The sequence below is a fragment of the Halomonas sp. HK25 genome (assembly GCF_047795635.1).
Lineage (GTDB): Bacteria > Pseudomonadota > Gammaproteobacteria > Pseudomonadales > Halomonadaceae > Halomonas.
Window position 1 is genome coordinate 18,326 of record NZ_CP181044.1, and the last position, 24,995, is coordinate 43,320.

Sequence of the window (24,995 nt, forward strand, 5' to 3'; positions counted from 1 at the left end):
CGGCTAGTTCAGGCAGTATCCGAGCCCCGAGAGGGTGTCTCATCGTCTTTCCGGACTAAACGGGCGCTTCTACCGAAAGCAGGGTCGTCCGCATGGACGTTTCCGGATTGCCAGTGGAGAGAAATGCTGGGCGTGTAGCCCATGGTGCTGCTGACAACACAACTACAGGTACAGGAGCTTTTGGTATGACTGAGCAGGCCGTCGAAAGAGCACGACACGAGATGGAAGCGCCTCTGGCAAGGCTGCGCCAGGCGGCAGATGGGGAAGGGGTGGCGCCTGCCGCCGAGCGCCGGCGGCGGCTGCAGCAGGTCATCGACATGCTGGTCGAGAGCCATGAGCCGCTGGTGCAGGCGATGGACGAGGATTTCGGGGGGCGCCCCGCGGAGCTCTCGCTTGCCAACGACATTCTCGGCTCGCTGTCATCTCTCAAGCATGCCCGCGACCACTGCGACGCCTGGATGCAGCCCCAGCCGCGCCAACCCTTTGCCCCCTACGATCAGCTGGGCGCCGAGGCCTGGGTGCAGTACCAGCCCAAGGGGGTGGTCGGCATCATCGGCACCTGGAATGCCCCGCTCTATACTCTGCTTAGCCCGCTGGCCTGCGTGCTTGGCGCCGGCAATCGGGCCATCCTCAAGCCCTCCGAGCTGGCGCCCCGCACGGCCGCGGTACTGGTCGAGGCCTTTGCGCGCCACGTCGACCCGGACCTGGTCCAGCTGGTGACCGGAGGGCCCGAGGTGGGAGCCGCCTTCGCGGGGCTGCCCCTGGACCATCTGGTCTTCACCGGCAGCACGGAGGTGGGGCGCAAGGTCATGGAAGCGGCCTCCCGGAACCTGGTATCGGTGACCCTGGAGCTCGGCGGGAAGTCGCCGGCGGTGGTCGGCAGCAGTGCCGATCTGGCCACGGCGGCCTGGCGGCTGGCGCTGGCCAAGTCCACCAATGCCGGTCAGCTGTGCATCAGCCCCGATCTCGTGCATGTGCCGCGGGAGCGGCTCGAGGAGTTTCTCACCGCTTTCCAGGAGGCCTATGCCAGCTTCTACCCGCGAGTCGTCGAAAACCCACAGGCAGTGGCCGTCATCAATGACCACCATCTGGCGCGCATCGAGTCGCTGGTAGAGGAGGCCCGGGAAACCGGCGCCCGCGTCGAGACGGTGCCTGACGAGGAGGCCGTGGCAGGCAGCCGCCGGCGACCGCTGAGCCTGGTGGTCGCCCCTCCGCAGGCGTGCCGCATCCTTAGGGAGGAAATCTTCGGGCCTGCCCTGGTGGTACTGCCCTATGACACCCTGGACGAGGTGATCGAGGGCATCAACGCCGGTGATCGGCCGCTGGCGCTCTACCACTTCGGCGAAGACACGGACGAGCGGCGGCGCCTGCTGGAGCAGACCCTGTCGGGGGGCGTGACCCTCGATGACGCCCTGATGCATGCAGCCATGCATGACGCTCCCTTCGGCGGTGTAGGGGCCTCCGGCATGGGGCGCTACCACGGCTGGGAAGGCTTCCAGGAGTTCAGCCACCCGCGTACCGTCTTCAAGGCGCCGGCGCAGGACCCGCGCGCCGAGTGGGGCATGCTGCCTCCCTATGGCGGCCACCTGCGGGAGATGCTGCTGGCCCAGGTCACCTCGGAATAAGCCAAGGAGAGAACCGTGTCCGACGGTCTGACGATTCATCGAAAGGACGGCGTGCTGAGCCTGGTGCTCAGCCGCCCCGAGCGCCTCAATGCCCTAGATAGCGCGCTCTATCACGATCTGGCCGAGGCCCTCGAGGAGGGCGATCGTGACGCCGATATCCGGGCGATCCGGCTGACGGGGGAGGGGAGAAGCTTCTGTGCGGGAAACGACCTGCGGGACTTCCTCGACTATGACGGTAGCCCCGACGGACTCGCGGGACCGCGCCGCCTGCTGCTGACCCTGGCCGGCCTCGAGACTCCGCTGTTGGCAGGCGTGCAGGGCCACGCCGTCGGGATCGGCACCACCCTGCTGCTGCACTGCGACCAGGTGATCTGCAGCGAGGAGGCGAGATTTAGCCTGCCCTTCACGCAGCTGGGGGTGGTGCCGGAAGGGGGCAGCAGCAAGCTCTTGGTTGACTGGCTGGGGCACCCGCGCGCGTTTGACATGCTGGTCATGGGGGAGAGCTGCGATGCCGCCACGGCCCGGCAGCTTGGGCTGGTGAATCGGGTGGTGGAGCGCGCCGCCCTGGAGGAGGCGCTAGACGAGCGCATCGAGACGCTGATGTCGCTGGACCCGGAGGCGGTGCGACAGGCTAAGCGCCTGCTCAAGGGCCACGGCCGTCGGGAGGCGCTTCAACAGGCGATTGCCGAGGAGCTGGAGCACTTTGCTCGCCTGCTCGCGGGGGAGAGGGCGCAGCGCGCTATTCGGGCCCTGCTGGGCTGACTCTGTTTGAGAACGCAAAGCGCCCCGCCTGCCGGCGGGGCGCTTTTAGCGTGACACTCTGCTTCGATTTACCAGGCCTTGCGAATGACCAACGAGGCGTAGTCGCGGTCGGCCAGTCGGCGCTCCTTGACGGGGTTATCCACCTCGACGCCACCCAGGTAGGTAAGGTAGCTGACGCCCACCTCCAGGCCGCTGCGATGGATAAAGTTGGCGCCTACACTCAGGCGGTGGTCGCCTTCCCCGCCAACGCCGCCGGTCAGGGTGCGGCCGCTGAGCTGCCGCGAGTAGCTGATTGGAATCCCCAGGTCCCAGCTCTCGGTGAATCCCGGATAGTCCAGAATCGCTGAGCCCTGAAACGCAAAGCCGTGACCGGTAAAGAAGAGCTCGTCGGTTTCCGGGGCGAAGGCTTCGGGAAGGTCGTCGGTGCCTGGCAGACGCCTCGATTCCACGTCCATGATATCCACATAGGAGAGCTCACCAATCAGCGTGACAGAGTCGGCGAAGGAGGTGCGCCCGACGTTATAGAAGGCGTTCAGGTTGGTCTGCATGATATCCGCCCGTGTCGGGCTGGGAATCGTATTGAAGTTCCCCTGCTGGTCCATGATCTGAGTGCTGACCAGCGTGGGGGCACCCTTCTTGTAGGTCACTTCACCTGCGTAGGAAACGTTGCCTCGTGAAGTGGTAAAGGTGGCGCCATAGAGCTCGATATCGTCGAAGTAGCGAATGTTGTATTCACCCTGGCCGTTGTTGGCCAGCGGGTTGATCTCGGTGAGCGGAATCCGGTTATGGTAGTTGAGGTAGTAGAGGCCAAGCTCGGTATTCATGCCCAGCCGATAGCGGCTGCCGATGCCCCACTGTCCCTGCTTGTTGCCTGGCTCGATATCGCTGCCGCGAGGCGCGAAGGTACAGGCGCCGTTGATGACCGGCCCCAGGCACTGGGCGCCTCGGCCGACGGCGCTGCTGGTGCTGAGGTAGCTGCCGGGTTCGGGGACCTGTGTTTCATGCCAGTCATACTGCCAGTGGCCCAGGAAGGACCAGTTGTTGCCGGCTTGGAGCTGGAAGGAGATCTGGTCCTCGGGCAGCAACTGGTCCTTGACCTCGGTGCCCGGCACGCCGACCCGAGTACCGTCGGCGGGACCCTGGGCCATGGAGAGGCTCGGCATGAAGAGCGCCTCCCCCCAGGCTACTACGTGGCGGCCTGCTCGCAGGTTGAGGAAGGCGTTGTTACCAAGTTCGAAGTCGGTATAGCCGTAGAAGTCCAGGAAACGGGAGAAGCCGCCGTGGTAGCGCCGCGCCTCTGGAGTAAACTCCCCGGGTGGCGTGTCGTAGTTGGTCAGCTCGCTCTCACTGGAGGTGGAGCGGCGATAGACGTCGTCATAGAAGGTGCTGGCGGAAACCACCAGACCCAGGTTGTCGCGGCGAGTATGGGTCTCCAGCAGCAGGCTTGCGCGGTTGGCGGTCAGGTCCCCGCTGGCGAAGTTTTCGTTGCCTTCGTTGCCGGGGCCGCGTAGACGGCTATCACGGCTCTGGGTGCGAGCGGATAGTGAATAGGTGGTTGTCGCCTTCCAGTCGAGGGTGGCATCGGCCGGAAGGTCGATGGTGTTATTGGCGATGGCGCCTGATGACACCGTGGCAGTGATGATGGCAGCCGCGATCGGCGACACCCTGGCAAAGGGAGGGCTGATATTGAGTCGTCGCATGATTAGTCTCTTCTCTTGATCTTGTTATGAGTATTGTTAGTGGCTGAGACGGCGCAGGGCTGCCGGGGTAAACATGTCGGAGCTCAGGTCGCCCTTGTTGAGCTCAGCCATTTTGTCGAGATCCTGGAACAGGTTGAGAGCGATATATCCACCGGTGGTGAAGTCATGATAGAAACTGGTGCCGGCGTGCCAGCCATTGATGCTGGGGGAGTAGAAGTAATTGATGAAGGCATGCTGGACAAGCTCGCCGCGGCGATCGTAGTAGTCGCTGATCACGCCGTGCCAGGTATCCTCATCGATATAGAGAGTTCGCTTGCCATACTTGTGGCGATATTCGTTCTTGAGAGTCCCTTCGATCACCCAGACGCGACGCAGCTCATAGCGCATGTAGTCGGGGTTAGAGTGCCCCGGCGTAAGCAGGCTATCATAGCTAACCCGATCAGAGTGGATGCGGTAGGCATTCGCAGGAATATAGATCTCTTTCTTTCCGATAAGCTCCCAGTCATAGCGATGAGGAGAGCCGTTCATCAGGCGGTCCTGATCGATGGTGATCTTTCCCGATGTACCGGCATATGGCGTATCAAAGCCATATTCAGGAACTTGGCGAACCCGACGAGTTCCGGGGTTGTAGCTCCAGGCCAGTCGGTCGTCGGTGTAGTTGATCGGCTCGGAGCTCACGGTCACATTGCCACGATTTCTTGCGGGTAGCAGCGTGCCAGTCCTGGCATAAGCCATCACACCGTCAGTGCCCTCGCCAACCGGCGTTCCCATGTTGTCAGGATGAGTGGTGACGTTAAAGTTGAGGTTCTGTACACGGCCCCATGTGATATTGCCGTTGGAGCTGACATCCGCAATATCACGCTCCCAGTTAGATTCGGTAAAGGCGCGATAGGGGTTGTTGTGGTTGGCCAGCACTTCCATGGCATTGGAGGGAATGGGGAAGGGGATGGCGCCGTTGTAGCCGGTAAAGCCCATTCCTCCGTCGATCACCTCAGCCTCCAACGCGTTCTTCTTGGCGATCTCGCACACCTGATCCGGGTAGTGAAAGTCTCGCCTACCCTCATAGACCGGGATCTGGAAGGTGTCCGAGTAGCGCTCGAACATCGCTTTCTGACCTGCCGTCAGGTTGTCGGTATGGTCACGCCAGTTCTGACCATCGATCACGAAAATCGGGCGGTCATCCGGGTAGGGGTCGACGGGGTGCTGCCCCACGTGCTTCTGATAATTGACGTGAGGCGGTGTTCCCAGCCATTTGCCCGAGAAGGGAGGGATGGTGCCTGCCGCGTTTCCCGCGGCTTCGGCGCCGACGCACGTCAGGTCATTGCCGAGCCGGGCTGCTTCCTGAGGAGAAACGGCGGCCTGGGCCGTTGCTGTTAGCAGTATCAGCAACGAACTGGTGCCGATAATAGTAGGTATTGTTTTCATGCTGCCTCCGAGCTGTTCGAGTGGCGAGGGTGTTCACTGCTGTTGTCATGCCCCCCTGAAAAATCTAGGAGGCATCCGCTACAGATGAATCGTCCGATTGAACTAGGCGCTTTCTAGCCGATGGTTATTGGCTATAGGGAACGGCACCTTTAGGCACATAAACCCCGTCGGTTTGCTCGGTAAATTCTCGAGATCTGTCACGGGGGTTGTAGAACTGCTTGTACCAGATGCGTGCTTTCATGAAGGGGCCGTCGCTTGGAATAAAAAGTCCATTCAGGCAGGGGGCCTTGTTCATCCACACTTCAAAATCCTGCATGAAGGCGTGCAGGCTGGCCTGCTGAAACTGGCGGGCCGCAATGACATCCTGGGTGTTGACCTCGCTGTTGCCACCGGGGGACTTGACCAGCAGCGCATGCCAGACCTTGATGGAGCCATCCTCGATAGGGGTATGGGTGATCATCAGGATGGCATCGTGCATGCCGGTCATGTTGCTGATCAGTACGCCCGGGCCGTGGTAGGTCGTGATGGTATGCAGGATCGGCTGGCCGCCGTGTTCATCGACCAGGGTGCGGTGAGGGCCGCATTGGCGCTGAGTGGCCAGGTGGCCGTTGAACTCGTTCTCGTAGCGCTCCACGGTGGAGCCGTGGATGGGGCCCAGGTGGCCGTAGTCGCAGATGTTGTCGATAACTTCCTGGGGGTGCTGATTCAGCGTGCCAAGGTCGTCGAACTCCCAGCGCACCCAGCTTGACTGATCCCACTCCTCGAGGGCCGGGGCACTCCACTCCGGCTCGCCACCTTCGGGGTCGTGCCAGATCCAGATGGCGCCGAGGCTCTCCAGCACAGGCCAGGACTTGACGCAGGCAGTCTTCGGAATGGGGCCCTCATGGTAGGGGATATCATCGCACTGGCCGTCTGGCCCGAAGCGCCAGGCGTGGTAGGGGCAGCGAATGCTGTCACCCTCGATATTGGTGCCGTGGCCGTCGATGATCACATAGGAAGTATCGTTGCGTGCGGCCAGGTGGGTCTTCATATGGGGGCAGTAGGCATCCAGCAGCACGATTCTGCCGGTTTCCTGTCCGCGATAGAGCGCAAAGTCCTTGCCGAAGAACCGCAGCGCCAGCGGCTTGTGGCTGTTGACCTCTTCCGAGGTGGCGATCATGAACCATCCCCGTGGGAAGGTGAATTCGCCGAGGCGGTACTCCTGAGATGTCGCCATGTTCCTATCCTCTTGTATGGGCGTGTCGGTTCGATTCTCGGGAAGCCGCTCAGCGGGGGCATACCCTATTTGGACGATGGGGGGGAGGCGGGGCATCGTCCTTTTGGACGTATTGAGGGCGTGGGCAGCTGACTAGATTGGGCGCACAAGCGCAGGCCGCCGTTGTTGCGGCCGGCAGCAGACTGGCCGAGCAGGAGGTAGAGCATGATGGCGGCAGAAGCGGCAGTGCGCCGGGAGCGGCGTCGAAAGGAGCGGGCGGCTCTGACATTCCCTCTAGCAAGGCCCGAGTGGGAGACGTCGCTGGTGGAGGTGGCAGACGGGATCTTCTGGGCACGGCTGCCCATGCCTATGGCGCTGGACCACGTCAACGTTTACCTGCTGCGAGACGCGGACGGCTGGTGGCTGGTGGACACCGGGCTGAATCTCGAAGAGACCCGCCAAATCTGGGAGTCGCTGGCGGCAAAGTCGCCGGACGGGCTGCCCTTCAAGGCGCTAATCTGCACCCATTTTCATTACGACCATACGGGGCTGGCCAGCTGGCTGATGGAGCGCTTCGACGTGCCGCTCTACATGAGCCACGGGGAATTCTTTGCGATGCGCGGCCTGGGTGGCGTGGGTAACGAGGCGCAGCGGAGCCAGATGCAGGCCTACTTTCGCGCCGGCGGCTTCGCCGATGAGCAGAGCGAGGCGCTGCTGGCCGCTTTCGGCCGCGACCGCTTCATGCCACAGCATCCCACCAGTTTCCGGCGGCTGCGCGACGGCCATGTTCTCGAAATTGGAGGGCGCGAGTGGCGCCTCATCGCGGGAGAGGGACACTCCCCAGAGCATATCTGCCTCTACTGCGAGCAGGAGGCGCTGCTGATCGCCGGCGACCAGCTGCTGCCGGAAATCAGCCCAAACATCCTGGTGAGCGACGTGGAGCCCGAGGCGGACCCGCTGGACGGCTGGTTCGGTTCTCTCGAGCGCTTGAGGGAACTCGCTGCCGAGACGCTGGTGCTGCCGTCCCACGGTCAGCCCTTTCGCGGCTTGCCGGCGCGTATCGAGCAGCTCCAGGCGCACCATCATCGCCACCTCGAACAGCTGATGGCGATGGGGAGTCACGGAGACGGCTTCGCCGTGGCGGAGGCCATGGGGGTGCTCTTCCCCCGCGAGCTGCCCCCTACCGAGCAGTTTCTCGCCTTTGGCGAGACGCTGGCGCATCTGAACTGGCTATCCCGGCGGGGCCTGCTTACCCGGGAGCTGGGGGAGGGCGGCGTCTACCGGTACTCTGGCGGGAAGGGTGAGCTGCCCGCCCTGTCCACCCTGGGGTGATACAGAACAACTCGACAACAAACAGGAGCGACATCATGGCGGATGAGGCCATTCACACTGCGATACAGCAGCGGCTGCTGGCCGATGCCAGCCCCTTTGCCCTGGACACCCTGGCGCTGAATGGCCGCCGGCTGGCTGTCTATCGTCATGCGCCGGAGACCCTGCTGCAGGTGCTGGAGGAGGCGCGCGGCCATGGCGATGCCCCCTTTATCAAGTACCTCGATAGCCTCTGGACTTTTGCCGACTTCACTCGTGGCGTCGACTCCCTGGCAGCCTGGCTGCTGGCGCAAGGGGTCGAGGCCGGTGACCGCGTGGCCATTGCCATGCGCAACCGCCCCGAGTGGGCGGTGGCCTTCATGGCGGCGGTGCGGATCGGGGCCTTGCCGGCGCCCCTGAACAGCTTCGGTCAGTGCGACGAGCTGCGCCAGGCGCTGGTGTATCTGGAGCCTGCTGTGCTGTGCTGTGACCGTGAGCGACTCGATCGGCTGGCCGGTCAGACCGGCGTGCCCGGCTGCCGGCTGTTGGTGGCCGGCAACGATGATGGTCTGCCCCTGGGCGAGGCTACAAGCTTCGAATCGGCGCTTTCGGCCTGGCCCGAAGCTCGGCTTCCGGAGTTCTGGGTCGACCCCGACTCGCCGGCGCTGATCCTGTTCACCTCGGGGGCGACGTCGCGGCCCAAGGGGGTGGTGTCGAGCCATCGCGCCGTGGGCCAGGCGCTGTTCAATATCGACTTCATCGGTGCTCTATCGGGGATGACATCGCCCGAGGCCGTCAAGCGGATCGAGGCGCAGCGCCGCCCCTCGGTCACTCTGACCGCGGTGCCGCTGTTCCATGTGAGCGGCCTGCACGCCCAGCTGTTGACCGCCATGCGTCACGGCCGACAGCTGATCTTCATGCACCGCTGGAGTGCCGCCGATGCGCTGGCATTGATGCGCAGTGAAGGCGTCACCCAGTTCAATGGGGCACCCTCCATGGTGCGCCAGCTGGTGGTGGCGGCCGAGGAGCGCGATGACGATATCCTGGAAGGGCTCTGGGGGATGGGATTCGGCGGTTCGGGGGTGCCGGATTCGCTGCTGGACAAGGTGCTGTCGCGCTTCCCCGAGCAGATGATCGGCATCGGTTTCGGCATGACCGAGACCAACGGCGCCGTTACCGCGGTGTCCGGAGAGCTGTTCCGCTCGCGGCCCCGCAGCTCCGGTCCGCTGTCGCCCCTGTTCGATGTGCGCATCCTAGCGCCGGATGGCGAAGAGGTGGTGGCGGGTGAGGTGGGCGAAGTCTGTGTGCGGGGGGTGACCCTGATGCAGGCGTACTGGCGAGACCCCGAGGCCACGGCTCGTGCGTTAGACAATGGTTGGCTGAGGACCGGGGATCTCGGCTTTCTCGACGCCGAGGGGTTTCTGTTTATCGTGGATCGCCTCAAGGATGTGATCGTGCGCAGCGGGGAGAACATCGCTCCGGCGGAGATCGAGTCCTGCCTGACCGCCCACCCGGCGGTGGCCGAGGCCGCCGTGTTCGGTGTGCCCGATGAAGAGACCGGGGAGGCGGTGGCGGCCATGGTCGCGCTCAGGGAAGGCGAGTGGGTGGAGGAGGCGGAGCTGCAGGCCCATGTGCGCCACCACCTGGCCGGCTACAAGGTGCCGTCGGCCATCCGCGTCAGGCACGATGCCCTGCTGCGCAACCCCGCCGGCAAGCTGCTCAAGAAGAATCTGCGCGAAGACTTTCTGCAGGACACCGCTCCGTTGGAATAGCCGGCACGCACCGTAGTCCACTTTGACGATGATGGGAGGCCCCGGGCCTCCCATCATGCGTTGTAGTGGATGCTTCGATCCTACGCGCCGCCTTGGTGGCCGCAGACGAAGCTGGCTTGACAATGACAATGCCGGGAGACAGGTGGATGACCTCTTACGCGCAACCCGTGGACTCCTTCGATGTCGTCGTGGTGGGCTCCGGAGCCGGGGCCATGACGGCGGCACTCTTCGCTGCCGAAAACGGGATGAAGACGCTGATCGTCGAAAAGAGCGACCGGTATGGCGGCACCTCGGCCCTGTCAGGAGGCGGGATCTGGATCCCCTGCAACTCCCATCTAAAGCGCAAGGGGGGCGGCGACAGCCGCGACAAGGCGCTGACCTACCTGCGTGCGGCCACCCGTGGTGAAGTTGAGGAAGAGCGTCTGGAGGCCTACCTCGACCTGGCGCCGAAGATGATCGACGAGCTGGAGCGGATCAGCCATGTGCGCTATGCGGTGGCCGAGAAGTATCCCGATTACTACCCGCACCTGCCCGGCGCCCTGGCGGGTGGGCGCACCATGGACCCGGAGCTTTTCGATACCAGCCGGCTGGGCGAGGAGCTGGAGCACCTGCGCGAGGCGTCGCCTTCGACGCTGCTGATGGGGCGAATCGCCTGGACGGCTCGGGATGCCCATCGCGCCATGGCTCGGGAGCGGGGCTGGCGCGTGATGCTGCTGTGGCTGATGCTGCGCTACAAGCTCGATTTCAAGTGGCGCTGGCGCTCCAGGCGCGATCGTCGGGCCGGGCTGGGCAGCGCCCTGGTGGCTTCGCTGCGTCGCTCGCTGATGGATCGCGATGTGCCGCTGTGGCTCAACACAGATATGCGCGAGCTGGTGCAGAACGACGGCCGCGTCACGGGCGTCGTAGTTGTACGGGAGGGGCGCGAGTGCCTTATCGAGGCCCGTCACGGCGTGATACTGGCCTCCGGCGGCTTCGAGCAGAATTCGGCCCTGCGCGAGCGCTACCTGCCGGCACCCAGCGACCGGGCCTGGAGTGCGACGCCGCCAGGCAACAACACGGGGGCTGCCCTGGTCGCAGGGCAGGCCCTCGGCGCCGCTACCGAAGCGCTCGAGCGTGCCTGGTGGGCGCCAACCATCAGCGTGACGGGGGAGGACAAGGCGCGTGGGGTCTTTGCCGAGCGCGCCTTTCCGGGGGCCATCGTCGTCAACGGACGAGGCGAGCGCTTCGTCAATGAGGCGGCGCCCTACCTGGAGTTCGTCGAGGCGATGTACGCCGACAACGCCAGGACCGAGGGCAAGAGCATTCCCGCCTGGGTGATCTTCGACGGCCATTTCCGCTTCCACTACGCCATGGGGCCGCTGATGCCGGCCCAGATCAAACCCGACCGTCGCCTGCCCCGGGAGTGGCGTGACAGGGTTTACTGGAAGGCAGATAGCCTGACGGCCCTGGCTCAGAGCATCGGAGTGGACCCCGAAGGCTTAAGCCGCACCGTCGAGCGGGTCAACCGCTTTGCACGAGACGGCAGGGACGAGGAGTTCGATCGCGGTGGCAACGTCTTCGACCGCTACTACGGCGATACCAATGTCACCCCCAACCCCTGCCTTGCGCCCCTGGCCAAGCCACCCTACTACGCCATGCGCCTGGATGCCGGCGATATCGGTACCAAGGGGGGGCTCAAGACTGATGGCAGTGCCCGCGTCCTGAACGAGGCGGGTGATACGATCCCCGGGCTCTACGCCATTGGCAACTGCTCGGCGGCGGTGATGGGCCCCTCCTACCCCGGCGCCGGCTCGACCCTGGGGCCGGCCATGACCTTCGGCTACGCGGCGGCGCTGGACCTCGTGAAGCAGCAGCGCAAGGTCTCAGCAGGAGCGGGGCAGCCATGAACATTACTGAGATTCAGGCGCCGCTGCGCTGGCCCGAGGGCGATGACGGGGCCTGGGATCGGCGCTGCGATGTACTTGTGGTCGGCTGGGGGGCAGCAGGCGCCTGTGCCGCCCTGGAGGCACGGGCGGCAGGCGGCGACGTGCTTGTACTGGACCGCTTTGAAGGAGGCGGGGCCAGTGCCCGCAGCGGCGGCGTGGTTTATGCCGGCGGCGGCACCGTGCAGCAGCGTGCCGCCGGCCAGGAAGACTCCCCTGAGGCGATGTATGACTACCTGCGTCACGAGACGCAGGGGGTGGTCGCGGACGCCACCCTGTGGCGCTTCTGTCAGGAGAGCCGGGCCAACCTGGCTTGGCTCGAGTCTCTCGGCGCGCCCTATGACGCCAGCATGCCGCCGGGGGGCAAGACCTCCTACCCTTCCGACGGCTACTACCTCTACTACTCGGGCAACGAGCTGGTGCCGGCCTGTCGCGGTGAGCGGCCGCCGGCGCCCCGCGGGCATCGCACCCTGGGCAAGGGGCACGGTGGCGTGGTGCTGTACGGGCACCTGAAGCAGGCCTGCCTGGAGGCCGGGGTGCAGACGCTGACCCAGGCGGCGGTGCAGCGCCTCATCGTCGATGACGAGGGCCGCGTGCTAGGTGTGGAGGCATGGCGGCTGGACCCCGATAGCCCGGTGGAACGTCAGCATCGGCGCCTAGCTCGCCGGGCCGAGCGCTGCCAGAACCTGGCACCGCGCTACGCCGACCGCCTGCGCAGACGCCTGGGCGAACTCGAGCGCCGCCATGCCGTGCCGCTCAAGATCATGGCTCGGCGCGGCGTGGTGCTCTCTACCGGCGGCTTCATCTTCAACCGCGAGATGGTGCGCACTCACGCCTCGCGCTATCGGCGCAACTTTCGCATCGGCACCGCCGGGTGTGACGGCAGCGGCATCCGGCTCGGGGTCAGCGTGGGTGCGGCGGCGGATCGGCTGGAGCGGGTATCGGCCTGGCGCTTCATCAACCCTCCGCACTGCTGGCCGAAGGGCATCGTGGTCAATGCTCGCGGTGAGCGCATCTGCAACGAGGAGGTCTATGGCGCCACCCTGGGCCACGCCATCTGCGAAGAGAACGACGGGCGGGCCTGGCTGATCCTGGACCGCCGCCTGCGCCGTCAGGCGATTCGCCAGGCGATCACCGGCGGCTACTGGTGGTTCCAGGCGTTGCCGGCACTGGCGCTGATGCTGAGCGCACGCCCTTGCCGCAGCCTTGAGGTCCTGGCCGGCCGCATCGGCTGTGAGACGGCCCCCCTTCGCCAGAGCCTCGAAGCCTACCACGATGCCATCGAGCGCGATGAGCCAGACCCGCTCGGGAAGTCGCCCGAGTCGCGCCAGCGTCTCGACCAGGCCCCCTGGTATGCCTGTGACATTTCGGTGGGCAGCCCCGTCTTTCCCCTTGGTGCAATTACCCTCGGTGGCCTACGGGTCGACGAGGAGAGCGGTGCGGTCCTCGATCAGCGGGGAGATAGCATTCCTGGGCTGTTCGCGGCGGGTCGAGCCGCGGTGGGCATTCCGTCGAATCTCTACGTCAGCGGTCTGTCTCTGGCCGACTGTGTGTTTTCAGGCCGGCGCGCCGGGCGTGCGGTGCTGGCCGCGCCGGCGCCTGCCGCCGACATGCAGCAGGGAGCGATATCATGAAGGGGCGTTTCGAAGGCAAGGTCGCGCTGGTGACCGGCGGTGCCAGCGGGATTGGCCTGGCCGTTGCCCGTGGGGTGGTGGCCGAGGGAGGTTGGGTGGTGGTGGCCGACCTGAATGCCGAGGGGGTGGAGCGAGCGCAGGCCGAGCTGGGGGCCCAGGCCAGTGGCCTGGTGTTCGACGTGGCAGACGAGCAGGGCTGGCGTGACGCCCTGGCTTCCGTGGAGAGCCGCCATGGACGCCTCGATGCCCTAATCAACAACGCCGGCGTGCTGGCCGAGGGCAGCATCGAGGAGACCGACCTGGCTACCTGGCAGCGTCTGATGCGGATCAACGCCGACAGCGTCTTTCTGGGCTGCCAACACGCCCTGCCGCTGCTCAAGCGACAGGGGGGCGCGATCGTCAACCTCTCTTCCATCGCTGCTATCGGCGGCAAGGAAGACTATGCCGCCTACAGCGCCTCCAAGGGCGCCATTGCGGCACTGACGCGCTCCATCGCCAGCCACTGCCGCCGCCAGCGCTACCGAGTGCGCTGTAACTCGGTGCATCCCGACGGCGTGATGACGCCGATGACTGCGGCAACCTACCCTGCGGGCGTCGCGCCCGCCGACTACACCATTCGCCAGGATCCCATGCATCGTCTCTGTCTGCCCGAGGACGTAGCGTCAGGGATCCTATTCCTGGCCAGCGACGACGCTCAGGCCATCAACGGGATCGAACTGCGCATCGACAGCGGTCAGTTCGTGATGAGTATCTGAGGCCAGGAGGTGAGAGTGAAAGCGGAAACGTCGATCATGGCGCCGGAGACCATTCCGGCACTGCTGACGCATGCGGCGCGCCGTCATGCCGGCACTGCGGCCTTAGAAGAGGACGGCGAGCTCATCGACTATGCTGAGCTGCCAGGCCGGGTTGCCGACGTGGCTCGGGGGCTGCTGGCGGTCGGGGTCGAGCCCGGCGATCGGGTGGCGATCTGGGCGCCCAACGAAGTGCGGTGGGTGCTTGCCGCCCTCGCCATCCACTCAGTGGGGGCGGTGCTGGTGCCTCTCAATACCCGCATGAAGGGGCGCGAGGCTAGTGATATCCTGGCCCGCAGCGGGGCGCGGCTGCTGTTTCATGCGGGAGACTTTCTGGGCCAGGATTATGCGGCACTGCTTGACGGGCTGATCCCTTCGAGCCTGACGCATCGGGTGCTGGTCAGCGAGCGAGGCGCCCCCGGTCATGAAGGGCTGATAGCGTGGGAGGCCTTTCTCGACGGCGGGCGCGAGGTGCCCGAAGAGGAGGTCGCCCTGCGGGCCGCGGCGGTAAGGCCCGAGCATCTCAGCGACCTGCTGTTCACGTCTGGGACCACCGGCCAGCCCAAGGGCGTGATGAGCGAGCACGGCCAGAACCTGCGCGCCTTTGGCGAGTACAGCCGCATTATCGGCCTGAGGCCCGGCGACCGTTATCTGATCATCAACCCCTTCTTCCATGCCTTCGGCTACAAGGCGGGCTGGCTCTCCTGTCTGCTCGCCGGCGCGACCATCTTACCCCAGGCGGTGTTCGATGCCGCTGAGGTGCTGGAGCGCATCGATCGAGAGCGCATCAGCGTGCTGCCCGGGCCCCCCACGCTCTATCTGTCGCTGCTCTCCGATCCGCGCCTCGCCGCGGCGGACCTCGGCAGCCTTCGCGTGGCGGTGACCGGCTCCTCGAGTATTCCACCTGTGCTGGTCCGGCGCATGCGTGACGAGCTCGGGTTCGAGGTGGTCACCACCGCCTATGGGCTGACCGAGTGCGGGGGGCTTGCCACCATCTGTGACCCCGGAGAGGATGCCGAGACCATCGCCCACACCAGCGGGCGCGCCATTCCCGGTACCGAGGTCTCGATTCGCGACACGGCGGGCCGGCACCTGCCTGCCGGCGAGAGCGGTGAGGTCTGCCTGCGAGGTTTTCATGTGATGCGGGGCTATTTCGACAGCCCCGACGCCACTGCCGAAGCCATCGATGAGGAGGGCTGGCTGCATACCGGCGACGTGGGCTCCCTGGATGAGCGCGGCAACCTGCGCATCACCGGGCGGCTCAAGGACATGTTTATCGTGGGGGGGTTCAACTGCTATCCGGCAGAGATCGAAGCCATGCTGCTGGAGCATCCCGAGGTCGCCCAGTGCGCGGTGATCGGCGTACCGGACGAGCGGATGGGCGAGGTGGGCTGCGCCTTTATCGTGCCCCGTGGGTCCGAGGCGCCGGAGCTGGAGGCACTGATCGCCTGGTCCCGGGAGCGGATGGCCAACTACAAGGTGCCGCGTCATGTGAGAGTAGTGGAGCGCCTGCCGGTCAATGCCTCTAACAAGGTCATGAAGCCTGTGCTGCAGGAGATATACCGCAGCGCCTGATGGTATTCCTTGGTACTTGCGTACTGTCTTGCCTGCCTTTCGGCAGGCTTTTTTTCGCCCGCCATGCCGGTCTGAGGCTTAGTGTTACGCCATCTTTCCCGTTAGCCGGCTGCGTGCCTGTCGACAGTCTCGAGCGCTTGATCGTCCATACGGACGACGTCGATGGTGTGAGTCGCTCGCTAGAGTCTTTAGGCAGTTTAATCTACCAGGCTTGGGGGCTGTCTGACTGTCAGCGTAATAGCCTGAAACTGGCGAGTGATCCCTCTATGACGTCAACCTATAATAATTTGAAAGGGGCCTGGATGAGCAAGCCAACCAGTCCCTGGGTCAGCTTTGTTGCCCTGCTGTTCGCCACTTTTGTCACTATCGAGGCGGCAGCGTTTCAGGCGCCTGTGTTGCCCAGTGTAACGGCCCATTTCAGTATCCATGTCAATCTGGCCGCCTTGATCCTGATTGCATATTTTATTGCAGTAGCGGTCTTTGCGCCGATGATGGGGCGGCTAGGGGATCAATACGGCCGGCGGCGTATGGTTTTTATCGGTCTGATTGTCTTTGGCGTTTCTGAGTTCATGGCCGCTTGGGCGCCTGGCTTTGGGTTCTTCCTGGTGGCACGCTTCCTCCAGGGGCTGGGTGTGGCCTGTATATTTCCCGCGGTTTTCAGCTATGTGAACCGACTTTTTCCGGAGGAGAAGCGCGGCATGGCTCTGGGGCTCATGATGTTCATCATGACCCTTGGGGCCGCGACAGGAGGCTTGCTGGGCGGCTTGCTGATTGATGCCTTCGGTTGGCCGAGTGTCTATATCATCAGCGGGACGCTGGCGTTTCTTGGTCTCTTGCCGCTGCTGGTTTGGGTGCCAGAAAGCCAGGGGGAGGCTGCCGCCGGAAAGTTTGACAGCCTTGGCGCTGTCATGCTGTTCATTACCATTGCTGCTCTGCTGTCGCTGCCCACCTGGGCGGCCAATTTTGGCCGTGCCTCATGGGTTACCTGGGCCGTGGTGGTGACGGGGATCATCAGCTTGCTACTGCTATGGCGCCACAGTGGGCGCCATGCAGCGCCGATTCTGGACGTCAGTCTGCTCAAGGATCGGCATTTTGCTGTTCCCAGTGCCATCTACTGGATCCAGATGTTGATGAACAGCGGCATCGTCTACTCATTGGCTTTCTTTATCAATAATCGACCCGGTGGGTCAGCCTCTCAGTTCGGTATGGTGACTCTCGCGCTGTTTGGCTGCACCATGCTGGCCTCACCGGTTGCCGGCAAGCTTATAGATCGATTTGAGCCCAAGCTGATTTCTATCCTATCACTGCTGGGCAGCCTGCTGGCAATGATCTATTTCGTGCAAATGGATATCAACGCGTCCCTGTTGGCTGTGCTGGTCATGGCAGGCTTTATTGGCGTCATGTTGGCATCCAACAGCACCGCCACGATGAAGTTGGCCCTGGGCGCAGTGCCACCCCACAAGTCCGGCTCGGGGTCTGGCCTGTTCAGTATGCTGCGTGACCTCGGGTCACCGACGGGCTCTTCTTTCGCGCTGGCCATTTTTGGACTCTCTTCGACTCTGCATACTCGACGCGTTGTTGACGAGACGGCCGATAAAATGCAGCTGAGTGACAGCCTCGCTGAAGAGCTTCTCGCCGTGTCGGGTTCTAAGTCAGCCGAGATTAGCACTGAGCTGACGGCAGCACTGCTGGCTACTGGTAATGAAATCGAGCAGGTGCTGGAAGCCATCAATGTCGCCTCGCTGGGTGGTGCAATCACCAATGTGGGTTACCTGATGCTCGGCATGTTGGCGCTGGCGCTGGCGTTGACGCCCTGGTTGGCCAGGCGTAGGGATATTCAGGCGGTATCTGGCTGATATCTTGGCCTTGGGGCGTTCTGAGTGGCGCACGATACCGGCAAGAATCCACGGGCCGAAGAGGGGGAAGGTCCTGTAGTAGCAAGATGGAAGGCGAGATCCGCGACACCCGCTAACCCTAGTCCTGTTGCGGTATGCCCAGGCTTAGAAAAGGCGCAAGGATTGAGTTCATCTGATAATGGGAGGATGTCCGATGGAGTTTAGCCTGACGGACGAGCAGAGGATGATCCGCGATTCCGCCGAGAGCCTCCTGGCCGACCTGTCCGACTCCGCCGCGGTACGAGCGGCCATGCAGAGCGAGGCGGGGCATGATCCCGCCGTATGGCGCACGATAGCCGAGGAGCTGGCATGGCCGGCGCTGGCGGTACCGGAGGCCCATGAGGGGCTGGGGCTCGGCCCCGTCGAGCTGGCGCTGCTGATGGAGCAGATGGGAAGACGGCTGTTCTGTGCCCCCTTCCTGGCCAGTGCCTGCCTGGCGACCCTGGCGCTGCGCTGTATCGGCGAGAACGATGGGCAGCGCCGCTGGCTGGCGGAGATGGCATCCGGCCGGCGGGTCGCCACCCTGGCCTTCGGTGGCGCTCAGCCCTGGGGGCCCGAGACCATCTCGGTCGTGGCCACGCCCACGGCGGAGGGGTATCGGCTCGATGGCGAGTGCCGTCAGGTGCTCGAACTGCAGGCCGCGGACCTGCTGCTGGTGGCCGCGCGGCTGCCCGGGAGTCGTGATGCCCAGGGAGTCTGCCTGTTTGCTCTGGAGGCCGACGCAGCCGGCGTCACGCGCACGCCGCTGCCGACCCTGGATCAGACGCGGCGGCTGGGCCGGCTAGAACTGGCCGGCGTCGATGTTGCCGCGGCTGCCAGGGTCGGGGCCGAGGGCGAGGCCTGGGCAGGTCTCGAGCAGTGTCTGCGTGTCTGCGCCATCATGCTGGCCGCCGAACAGCTGGGGGGCGCCCAGGCGTGCCTGGACATGAGCGTTGCCTATACGCTCGAGCGCCACCAGTTCGGCCGCCCCATTGCTGGTTTTCAGGCTATAAAGCACCGCGCCGCGGAGATGATGCTCGCCGTCGAACGTGCCCGCTCGGCGGTCTACTATGCGGCCTGCGTGGCCGCCGAGGCGCTTGATCCCGAGGGCGATGCGGCGGTGGCGGCCGAGCTTCCCCTGGCGGCCTCGCTGGCCAAGTCCGAGGCCTCCGAGACCTACTTCCACTGTGCTGCTGAAGCGATACAGCTGCATGGTGGCGTCGGCTTTACCTGGGAGTATGACCCCCACCTCTATCTCAAGCGCGCCCGTGCCGGCGAGAGCTATCTCGGCACCCCCGCCTGGCATCGTGAGCAGATGGCCCGTGAGCTGATGGGAGAGACATCATGAAGATCGGTTTCAGCCGTGAGGACGAAGCCTTTCGCCACGAGATCGCAGGCTGGCTCGAGGCCAACCTCAAGGGCGAGTTTGCGGCGCTGCGCTTTCGCGGCGGCCCTGGTGATGAGCATGCCTTCCCCGAAGAGCGCAAGGCCTGGGAGCGCCACCTCGCCGAAGGCGGCTGGACCTGCGTGGGGTGGGCGCCGGGGCATGGAGGGCGTGGCCTGTCGATCAATCAGCAGGTGATCTTCCACGAGGAGTATGCACGCGCCGGCGGTCCCGGGCGCATGGGACACATCGGTGAGGGGCTGGCCGGCCCAACCATCGCCGCCTTCGGTAGCGAAGCTCAGCGGCGCCGCTTCCTGCCCGGCATTGTCGAGGGGCGCGAGTTCTGGTGTCAGGGCTATTCGGAGCCCGGGGCCGGCTCCGACCTGGCCAATATCCGCACCCGTGCCAGCCTGGACGAGGCCTCGGGACAGTGGGTCCTCAACGGCCAGAAGGTCTGGACGTCCCTTGCCCACGAGTCGGACTGGTGCTTCGTCATCGCTCGCACCGATCCCCAGAGCCGGGGCCGGGACGGGCTCGCCTTCCTGCTGGTGCCGATGGACCAGCCGGGCATCACGGTGCGTCCCATCGAGCAGCTTACTGGCACCTCCGAGTTCAACGAGGTGTTCTTCGATGATGCCGTGACCGCGGCCGACAATATCCTCGGCGCGCCCGGCGACGGCTGGCGCATCGCCATGGCGCTGCTCGGCTTCGAGCGTGGCGTTTCGACCCTGGGCCAGCAGATGCAGTTTCGCAACGAGCTCGAGTGGCTGATGGCCCGGGCACGGGAGAACGGCAGCGGGCGTGACCCGCTGATCAGGCAGCGGCTGGCCCAGGCCTGGAGCGGCTTGACTATCATGCGCTATAACGCTCTGCGCATGCTGTCGGGCCCCCAGGACGGCAGCCTCAGGCCCGAGGCGCTGATCTACAAGCTGGACTGGTCGAGCTGGCATGTGGCGTTGGGCAAGCTGGCCATGGATATCCTCGGCGAGGAGGCGGAGATCCTGGAAGGGGCCCCCTACGCGCTGGGGCGCCTGCAGTCACTGTTCCTGTTCAGCCGCGCCGATACCATCTATGGCGGCACCAGCGAGATCCAGCGCAATATCATCGCCGAGCGGGCACTGGGCATGCCCAAGGAGTCGCGGCCGACCTGAGCCCGGCCGAGCGAATCGGGGTCGGCATAACGCCGCTGGCCTTGGAGTTCACACCGCCAGCGGCTTTTCTGATGGTATTTCAGGTGATGAGCCGGTTAATGAACGGTCGAGCCGGGCGGCGGCGATAGCGCCCTTGGCCGTTGGTGGTCGGCTAGCCCGCTGCCGGCTGGCGATTGAGCCGAGGGTCGCCGGGAGCCTTGAGCACGCAGGAGGTGCCGCCCTCGGTGTACATCATGGCCACGCAGCGGTTGCAGTGGGTGCAGCCGCTCTGATGGGCCGCATCCTGGCACACCGAGGCCACGAAGTCCGGGTCGTGAATCAGCACTCGCCCCAGGGCAACGGCCTCGAAGCCTTCCTCCAGGATCTGAAGGACGTTGGCGGCGTTGCTTACGCCACCCAGGTACGCCAAGGGAAGCGATACTGCCTGGCGCACCCGGCGAGCCTTCTCGAGCAGATAGAGCTCGCGAAAGGGCACCTCGCGCTGAAAGCGCTGCTGCAGGAACATGGCCGCCTTCATGAGCGGATTGGTGACCACGGCACGGTTCTCCGCCGGAAACGAGGAGCCGAACATGGTGGTGATCGACTCGGCGTTTAGGCCGGCGCTGAGCACCAGCATATGGGCCCCCTCGCGCTCCAGCAGGCGGGCAATAGCGACACCCTCCTCGGTGCGGTTCCCGCCTCGGCAGCCGTCGGTCATGCTGTACTTGCAGATCACCGCCATCTTATCGCCCACTGCGTCGAGCACGCGCCGCAGCACCCGCAGGGGAAAGTGCGCGCGGCCTTCGATATCGCCTCCGTACGCATCGAGCCGCTGGTTGTAGAGCGGGGAGAGGAACTGGCTGAGCAGGTAGCCATGCCCCATGTGGATCTCCACCGCGTCGAACCCGGCGCGCTTTGCCAGGCGCGCCGCCTCGGCAAACTGGGCGGCGACCGCCTCCATCTCCTGCTCGCCCATGGCGCGCTTGAGCAGCTGGCCACTCATCATGCCGATCTTGTTCACGCCGCCGCTGGCCGACCAGGGGCGTCCGTGCCCGCGCACGAAGGTGAAGCAGCCGCCGTGGGTGATCTGAGCTGAGGCCGCGCCCCCCTGGCGGTGCACCGCCTCGGTCAGCGCCTGGAGGTGGGGCAGGGCCGTCTCGTCGAGGACGATCTGGTCATTCAGGGTGGTGCCCGCCGCACTCACTGCACAGTAGGCCAGGGTGGTGAGGCCGGCGCCACCTGCGGCGACCGCCTCGTGGAAGCGCACCAGCTGGCGCGTCGGCAGGCCCTGGCGAGACATGCCCTCGTTGGTGGCGGCCTTGATTAGTCGGTTGCGGAGGGTCAGGGGGCCGATGCGGAATGGCGTCGAGGGGTGGCTCATGGTCAGGTTCCTCCCTGGGTAGCCGGCTCGAGAGAGTTGCCGGTATCGGCATTGGCAGCGGCCTGGCGCTCATGGCGGCCCACGCCCAGCCAGTAGGCCAAGGCGGGCAGCACGAAGATGGCGCCCAGCACGTTGACGAGGAACATGAAGGCGAGCAGCACGCCCATATCGGCCTGGAACTTCAGCGACGACATGGCCCAGGTGGCCACGCCGATGGACATGGTCAGGGCGGTGAAGGCCGCAGCGGTGCCACGCTGCTTCAGCGCCTGATAGTAGGCCTCACGCAGCGGCAGGTTGTCACGGCGCAGAATGCTCTGCAGGCGCTCGTAGATATAGACCCCATAGTCGACCCCAACGCCCACGCCCAGGGGGATGACCGGCAGGGTGGAGACCTTCAGTCCGATCCCCAGCAGCGACATCAGGGCGTTGCAGAGGATGGAGACGACGGTCAGCGGCACCAGCACGCAGAGAACGCCGCGCCAGGAGCGGAAGGTCAGCCAGCAGAGCAGGGCGATGGCGGCAAAGATCGACACCAGCATCCGGGTTTCCGAGCGCTCCACTGCCTCGTTGGTGGCTGCGGTGACCCCGGCATTGCCGCCGGCCAGGCGGAAGGTGATCCCGGGGGTGCTGTCCTGGTCGATGAAGCGCTGGGCCTCGCGCACCACATGCTTGAGCGTGGCGTTCTCCTGATCTTCCAGATAGACCATCAGGTTGAGGGTTTCGCACATGGGGGTGTTGAGTCCGTTCTCCGGGTTGGCCGCATGGCCTCCGGCCCGCAGTGACATCTCCGAGCGCTGCAGGGTCTGCCAGCGCGGATTGGCCTCGTTGTTGCCGGCGACGTGGAGCTTGGTGAGCCCTGCCACCGTGCTCACCGACTCGACGCCCTCGACGCCACGCATGCGGTGGTCGAACCGATCCACGGCGTTCATGATCTCCCAGTTGAGGCAGGCCTCGTGCTGGCCATCGGTTTCGGCGTAGATGGAAAGCACGTTCATGCCGATGGAATAGTCCTGCGTGATCCTGGCGTTATCCAGGTTATAGCGCGAATCGGGCCGGAGCTCGGGGACGCCGTCGCCGATATCGCCGACCACCAGCTTCTGTGACTGATAGGTGCCAGCTGCCAGCAGCACCAGCATGACTGCCAGGCTCAGCAGCGCAGGGCCCGGCGTTGCCAGGCGTGAGACCGGCCACCAGAGGCGATGGCGATGCTGAATAGCCGCGCCGCCGAGTGGCAGGCGGTCGGTCCTGAGGTAGGAGAGAATGATCGGCATGAAGATGATGTTGGAGAAGATCATCAGACCGATGCCCAGGCAGGCGGTGACCCCCAGCTCATGCAGCATGGGGATGTCGATCATCATGATGACCAGAAAGCCGAAGACGTTGGTCAGAAGGGCCACGCTGCCCGGAATCGCGAGCTTGCGGAAGGCATTTTCTGCCGCTTCTGCCGCGGTCAGGCCGCTGGCTACCTCTTGCTTCCAGGCGTTGATCATCTGGACGGCATGAGACACCGACATGGAGAAGAGCAGGAAGGGCACCAGCATCGACATGGGATCGATGCCGTACCCCATCAGCGGGAGGATGCCGAGCAACCAGGTCACCGGCAGGATGGCCACGAAGATGGCGAAGGCCGTGAGGCGCAGTGAGCGCGAGTAGGCCCATAACAGCAGGGTCGTGATAACGAAGGCGATGGCGAAGAAGGTCAGCACCGTGCCCAGCCCATCCATGATATCGCCGAGCACCTTGGGAAACCCGACGATATGCACCTCAATCTTCTCGTTTTCCAGCTGCTGGCGGATGCTCTCCAGGTGTTCCGCCACGGCGGCATAGTCGGTGCGCTCGCCGGTGGCGGGGTCAAACTCCAGTAGCTCGGCCTGAATCATGGCGGCGCCCAGGTCGTTGGCCACCAGGTTGCCGATCTGCCCAGATTTCGCAACGTTGCTATGTACCTGCGCCAGATCTTCCTCGCTGCCGGTGAAGCGTGAGGGGATCACCTCGCCACCCATGAACCCGTACTCGGTCACCTCCACGTAACGGGTCTCGGGAGTGAAGAGCGAGCGAACCGTGGTGCGGTTGACGCCTGGCGTGAAGTAGACCTCGTCGGTGGCCTGACGCAGGCGCTCCATGAACGCCTGATTGAAGATATAGCCGTCGCCTTGCCACTCCAGGCTCACCATGATGCGGTTGGAGCCGGTGAAGTTCTCGGAGTGCTCGTGATACGCCTCCATGAATTCATGGTTCTGGGGCAGCAGCTTGGTGAGGCCGGCATCGAAGCGGGCCTGGGTGGCCGACCAGGCAAGAACCACCGTAGCCAGCAGCAGCAGCACACCGATCAAGGCTCTGGCCTGGATCAGCCGAGGGGCAAGGAAATCGACCAGCCTGGGAATCGCGGTCTGGATCAGGTTGATCATGAGGAAGCTCCTGCGTCAGAAAGCTGAGTCAGTGGAGTGGCGTCGATCCGGTGGAGTAGGCCGCGGCTGGTGGTCAGCCACCATTTGCCTGCGGGATCCAGGTAGATGTCCGTCAGGGTGGCGCTTCCGCCGCTGTGCAGCATTTCGAAGGTGTTGCCCCGATCGGAGGTGGCTAGCAGGATGCCCCCCTGGCCGCCGATGACCAGGGTGTCGGCGTTGAGTCTCAGGTGCGCGTGCAGCGAGATGGGGGCGTCCAGCTGGATTCGCTCCCAGTGGCGGCCATGGTCCTGGGTCACAAAGAGGTTGCCGCGCATCCCGTAGGCCACCCAGCGACCGCCGTGCAGGTGGCTGATGCCGTACAGGGAGCCCTCGTAGAACTCGGGCAGCACTTCCCAGCTCACGCCTCCATCACGGGAGCGAATGACGGTGCCGGCCTCGCCCACGATCATCCAGTGTCGCTGGTCCTGGCTGCTGGCTATGGCATTGAGGTGCCAGTCGGTGTCTTCCGGGGCCGGTTCCTGCTCCCAGGTGAGCCCTTCGTCGTTCGAGCGAAGCACCAGGCCGAAGGCGCCGATGGCGAGCCAGTCCCCGGAGGGCAGCCTGGCCAGGTCCATCAGGGGCTCTCCGAATGCTTCGTCGAAGGCAACTTCCTTCCAATGCTCACCACCATTGGTGGAGCGCAGAATCCAGCCCTCGTGGCCGATGGCGAGCCCCAGGCTGCCCTCCTCGGAGAAAACCATTCGCGTGATCAGTGCATGGCGTTGGGTATCGATGTCCGTCAGGCGCCAGGTACTGCCCTGGTCGTCGGACATCATGATCTTGCCGAGCTCCCCTGCGGTCACCAGTCCCGCCGAGGTGTGCGTGATACCGGTAAGCAGCATCTCCTCGACGGGGAGCGTCGTCGATTCCAGGGGCGTGGGCGTGCGCGGTGAGAACGCGTATAGCGCCGCCGCCGCCACTAACAGCGTAGTGAACAGGCCGACCAGTGATCGCATGAGGCTCATCTCCTTGTCTGGAGGGGGTTGTTATTGGGCTGCCCTGATTATTCGCGAGCAGGCATCGATCACATCGTCCAAACGGTCTAGTGGGGCGGGCAGCGGCAGCGCTAG

At 64.7% G+C, this 24,995-nt stretch carries 17 protein-coding genes; 11 read left to right on the forward strand and 6 right to left on the reverse strand.

From position 1 onward, the window contains the following. Nucleotides 1–185: 185 nt before the first annotated feature. Together ACM26W_RS00090 and ACM26W_RS00095 are read left to right on the forward strand one after the other, a co-directional pair. Entirely contained in the window at nucleotides 186–1,625 is a 1,440-nt protein-coding gene (locus tag ACM26W_RS00090) for a coniferyl aldehyde dehydrogenase (protein ID WP_416138846.1), read from the forward strand. A gap of 15 nt (nucleotides 1,626–1,640) precedes the next feature. After that, nucleotides 1,641–2,387, forward strand: a complete 747-nt coding sequence (locus ACM26W_RS00095) for an enoyl-CoA hydratase/isomerase family protein (protein ID WP_416138847.1) — start codon at nucleotides 1,641–1,643, stop codon at nucleotides 2,385–2,387. Between the two features lie 68 nt (nucleotides 2,388–2,455). Here ACM26W_RS00095 and ACM26W_RS00100 read toward each other — a convergent pair whose 3' ends face one another. The 3 genes from ACM26W_RS00100 to ACM26W_RS00110 all read right to left on the reverse strand — a co-directional run bounded on the left by ACM26W_RS00100 (nucleotide 2,456) and on the right by ACM26W_RS00110 (nucleotide 6,728). Next, complete coding sequence (locus ACM26W_RS00100) at nucleotides 2,456–4,087, reverse strand: DUF1302 domain-containing protein (RefSeq protein WP_416138848.1); 1,632 nt, start codon at nucleotides 4,085–4,087, stop codon at nucleotides 2,456–2,458. 36 nt (nucleotides 4,088–4,123) lie between these two features. Beyond that, a complete protein-coding gene (locus ACM26W_RS00105; protein ID WP_416138849.1) occupies nucleotides 4,124–5,512 on the reverse strand; it encodes a DUF1329 domain-containing protein in 1,389 nt (462 codons plus the stop codon). Between the two features lie 124 nt (nucleotides 5,513–5,636). Then, a complete protein-coding gene (locus ACM26W_RS00110) occupies nucleotides 5,637–6,728 on the reverse strand; it encodes a Rieske 2Fe-2S domain-containing protein (protein ID WP_416138850.1) in 1,092 nt (363 codons plus the stop codon). A gap of 204 nt (nucleotides 6,729–6,932) precedes the next feature. Here ACM26W_RS00110 and ACM26W_RS00115 point away from each other — a divergent pair, with 204 nt between their 5' ends. The 9 genes from ACM26W_RS00115 (at nucleotide 6,933) to ACM26W_RS00155 (ending at nucleotide 20,118) form a co-directional block, all read left to right on the forward strand. Then, entirely contained in the window at nucleotides 6,933–8,039 is a 1,107-nt protein-coding gene (locus tag ACM26W_RS00115) for an MBL fold metallo-hydrolase (protein ID WP_416138851.1), read from the forward strand. A gap of 35 nt (nucleotides 8,040–8,074) precedes the next feature. Beyond that, nucleotides 8,075–9,787: a class I adenylate-forming enzyme family protein gene (locus ACM26W_RS00120; RefSeq protein ID WP_416138852.1), complete on the forward strand. Its 1,713-nt coding sequence runs from the start codon at nucleotides 8,075–8,077 to the stop codon at nucleotides 9,785–9,787. A gap of 146 nt (nucleotides 9,788–9,933) precedes the next feature. Further along, entirely contained in the window at nucleotides 9,934–11,673 is a 1,740-nt protein-coding gene (locus tag ACM26W_RS00125; RefSeq protein WP_416138853.1) for an FAD-dependent oxidoreductase, read from the forward strand. After that, complete coding sequence (locus ACM26W_RS00130) at nucleotides 11,670–13,343, forward strand: FAD-binding protein (RefSeq protein WP_416138854.1); 1,674 nt, start codon at nucleotides 11,670–11,672, stop codon at nucleotides 13,341–13,343. The genes ACM26W_RS00125 and ACM26W_RS00130 overlap by 4 nt, the downstream gene beginning before the upstream one ends. Beyond that, nucleotides 13,340–14,098 (forward strand): SDR family oxidoreductase, encoded by a 759-nt coding sequence (locus ACM26W_RS00135; protein WP_416138855.1) that lies wholly within the window; start codon nucleotides 13,340–13,342, stop codon nucleotides 14,096–14,098. The genes ACM26W_RS00130 and ACM26W_RS00135 overlap by 4 nt, the downstream gene beginning before the upstream one ends. 15 nt (nucleotides 14,099–14,113) lie before the next feature. After that, a complete protein-coding gene (locus tag ACM26W_RS00140) occupies nucleotides 14,114–15,709 on the forward strand; it encodes a FadD3 family acyl-CoA ligase (protein WP_416138856.1) in 1,596 nt (531 codons plus the stop codon). Nucleotides 15,710–16,011: 302 nt separating this feature from the next. Then, a complete protein-coding gene (locus tag ACM26W_RS00145) occupies nucleotides 16,012–17,565 on the forward strand; it encodes an MFS transporter (protein WP_416138857.1) in 1,554 nt (517 codons plus the stop codon). A gap of 193 nt (nucleotides 17,566–17,758) precedes the next feature. Then, nucleotides 17,759–18,931, forward strand: coding sequence for an acyl-CoA dehydrogenase family protein (locus ACM26W_RS00150; RefSeq protein ID WP_416138858.1), 1,173 nt, complete (start codon nucleotides 17,759–17,761; stop codon nucleotides 18,929–18,931). After that, nucleotides 18,928–20,118: an acyl-CoA dehydrogenase family protein gene (locus ACM26W_RS00155; protein ID WP_416138859.1), complete on the forward strand. Its 1,191-nt coding sequence runs from the start codon at nucleotides 18,928–18,930 to the stop codon at nucleotides 20,116–20,118. Before ACM26W_RS00150 ends, ACM26W_RS00155 begins: the two co-directional genes overlap by 4 nt. 151 nt (nucleotides 20,119–20,269) lie before the next feature. Here the strand turns inward: ACM26W_RS00155 and ACM26W_RS00160 are convergent, their stop codons facing one another. From ACM26W_RS00160 to ACM26W_RS00170, 3 genes are read right to left on the reverse strand one after another with little or no spacing between them, the layout of a single operon-like run. Continuing rightward, nucleotides 20,270–21,478 carry an NADH:flavin oxidoreductase gene (locus ACM26W_RS00160; protein WP_416138860.1) on the reverse strand — a complete coding sequence of 403 codons (1,209 nt, stop codon included), beginning with the start codon at nucleotides 21,476–21,478 and terminating at the stop codon, nucleotides 20,270–20,272. Between the two features lie 2 nt (nucleotides 21,479–21,480). Then, nucleotides 21,481–23,886 carry an efflux RND transporter permease subunit gene (locus tag ACM26W_RS00165; protein ID WP_416138861.1) on the reverse strand — a complete coding sequence of 802 codons (2,406 nt, stop codon included), beginning with the start codon at nucleotides 23,884–23,886 and terminating at the stop codon, nucleotides 21,481–21,483. Beyond that, complete coding sequence (locus ACM26W_RS00170; protein WP_416138862.1) at nucleotides 23,883–24,881, reverse strand: WD40/YVTN/BNR-like repeat-containing protein; 999 nt, start codon at nucleotides 24,879–24,881, stop codon at nucleotides 23,883–23,885. Before ACM26W_RS00170 ends, ACM26W_RS00165 begins: the two co-directional genes overlap by 4 nt. Nucleotides 24,882–24,995: the final 114 nt, after the last annotated feature.

Coding starts and splice junctions, on each gene's coding strand:
- ACM26W_RS00090 (WP_416138846.1), top strand. CDS start 186: ATGACTGAGCAGGCCGTCGAAAGAGCACGACACGAGATGGAAGCGCCT.
- ACM26W_RS00100 (WP_416138848.1), bottom strand. CDS start 4,087: ATGCGACGACTCAATATCAGCCCTCCCTTTGCCAGGGTGTCGCCGATC.
- ACM26W_RS00105 (WP_416138849.1), bottom strand. CDS start 5,512: ATGAAAACAATACCTACTATTATCGGCACCAGTTCGTTGCTGATACTG.
- ACM26W_RS00110 (WP_416138850.1), bottom strand. CDS start 6,728: ATGGCGACATCTCAGGAGTACCGCCTCGGCGAATTCACCTTCCCACGG.
- ACM26W_RS00115 (WP_416138851.1), top strand. CDS start 6,933: ATGATGGCGGCAGAAGCGGCAGTGCGCCGGGAGCGGCGTCGAAAGGAG.
- ACM26W_RS00120 (WP_416138852.1), top strand. CDS start 8,075: ATGGCGGATGAGGCCATTCACACTGCGATACAGCAGCGGCTGCTGGCC.
- ACM26W_RS00125 (WP_416138853.1), top strand. CDS start 9,934: ATGACCTCTTACGCGCAACCCGTGGACTCCTTCGATGTCGTCGTGGTG.
- ACM26W_RS00130 (WP_416138854.1), top strand. CDS start 11,670: ATGAACATTACTGAGATTCAGGCGCCGCTGCGCTGGCCCGAGGGCGAT.
- ACM26W_RS00135 (WP_416138855.1), top strand. CDS start 13,340: ATGAAGGGGCGTTTCGAAGGCAAGGTCGCGCTGGTGACCGGCGGTGCC.
- ACM26W_RS00145 (WP_416138857.1), top strand. CDS start 16,012: ATGAGCAAGCCAACCAGTCCCTGGGTCAGCTTTGTTGCCCTGCTGTTC.
- ACM26W_RS00150 (WP_416138858.1), top strand. CDS start 17,759: ATGGAGTTTAGCCTGACGGACGAGCAGAGGATGATCCGCGATTCCGCC.
- ACM26W_RS00155 (WP_416138859.1), top strand. CDS start 18,928: ATGAAGATCGGTTTCAGCCGTGAGGACGAAGCCTTTCGCCACGAGATC.
- ACM26W_RS00160 (WP_416138860.1), bottom strand. CDS start 21,478: ATGAGCCACCCCTCGACGCCATTCCGCATCGGCCCCCTGACCCTCCGC.
- ACM26W_RS00165 (WP_416138861.1), bottom strand. CDS start 23,886: ATGATCAACCTGATCCAGACCGCGATTCCCAGGCTGGTCGATTTCCTT.
- ACM26W_RS00170 (WP_416138862.1), bottom strand. CDS start 24,881: ATGCGATCACTGGTCGGCCTGTTCACTACGCTGTTAGTGGCGGCGGCG.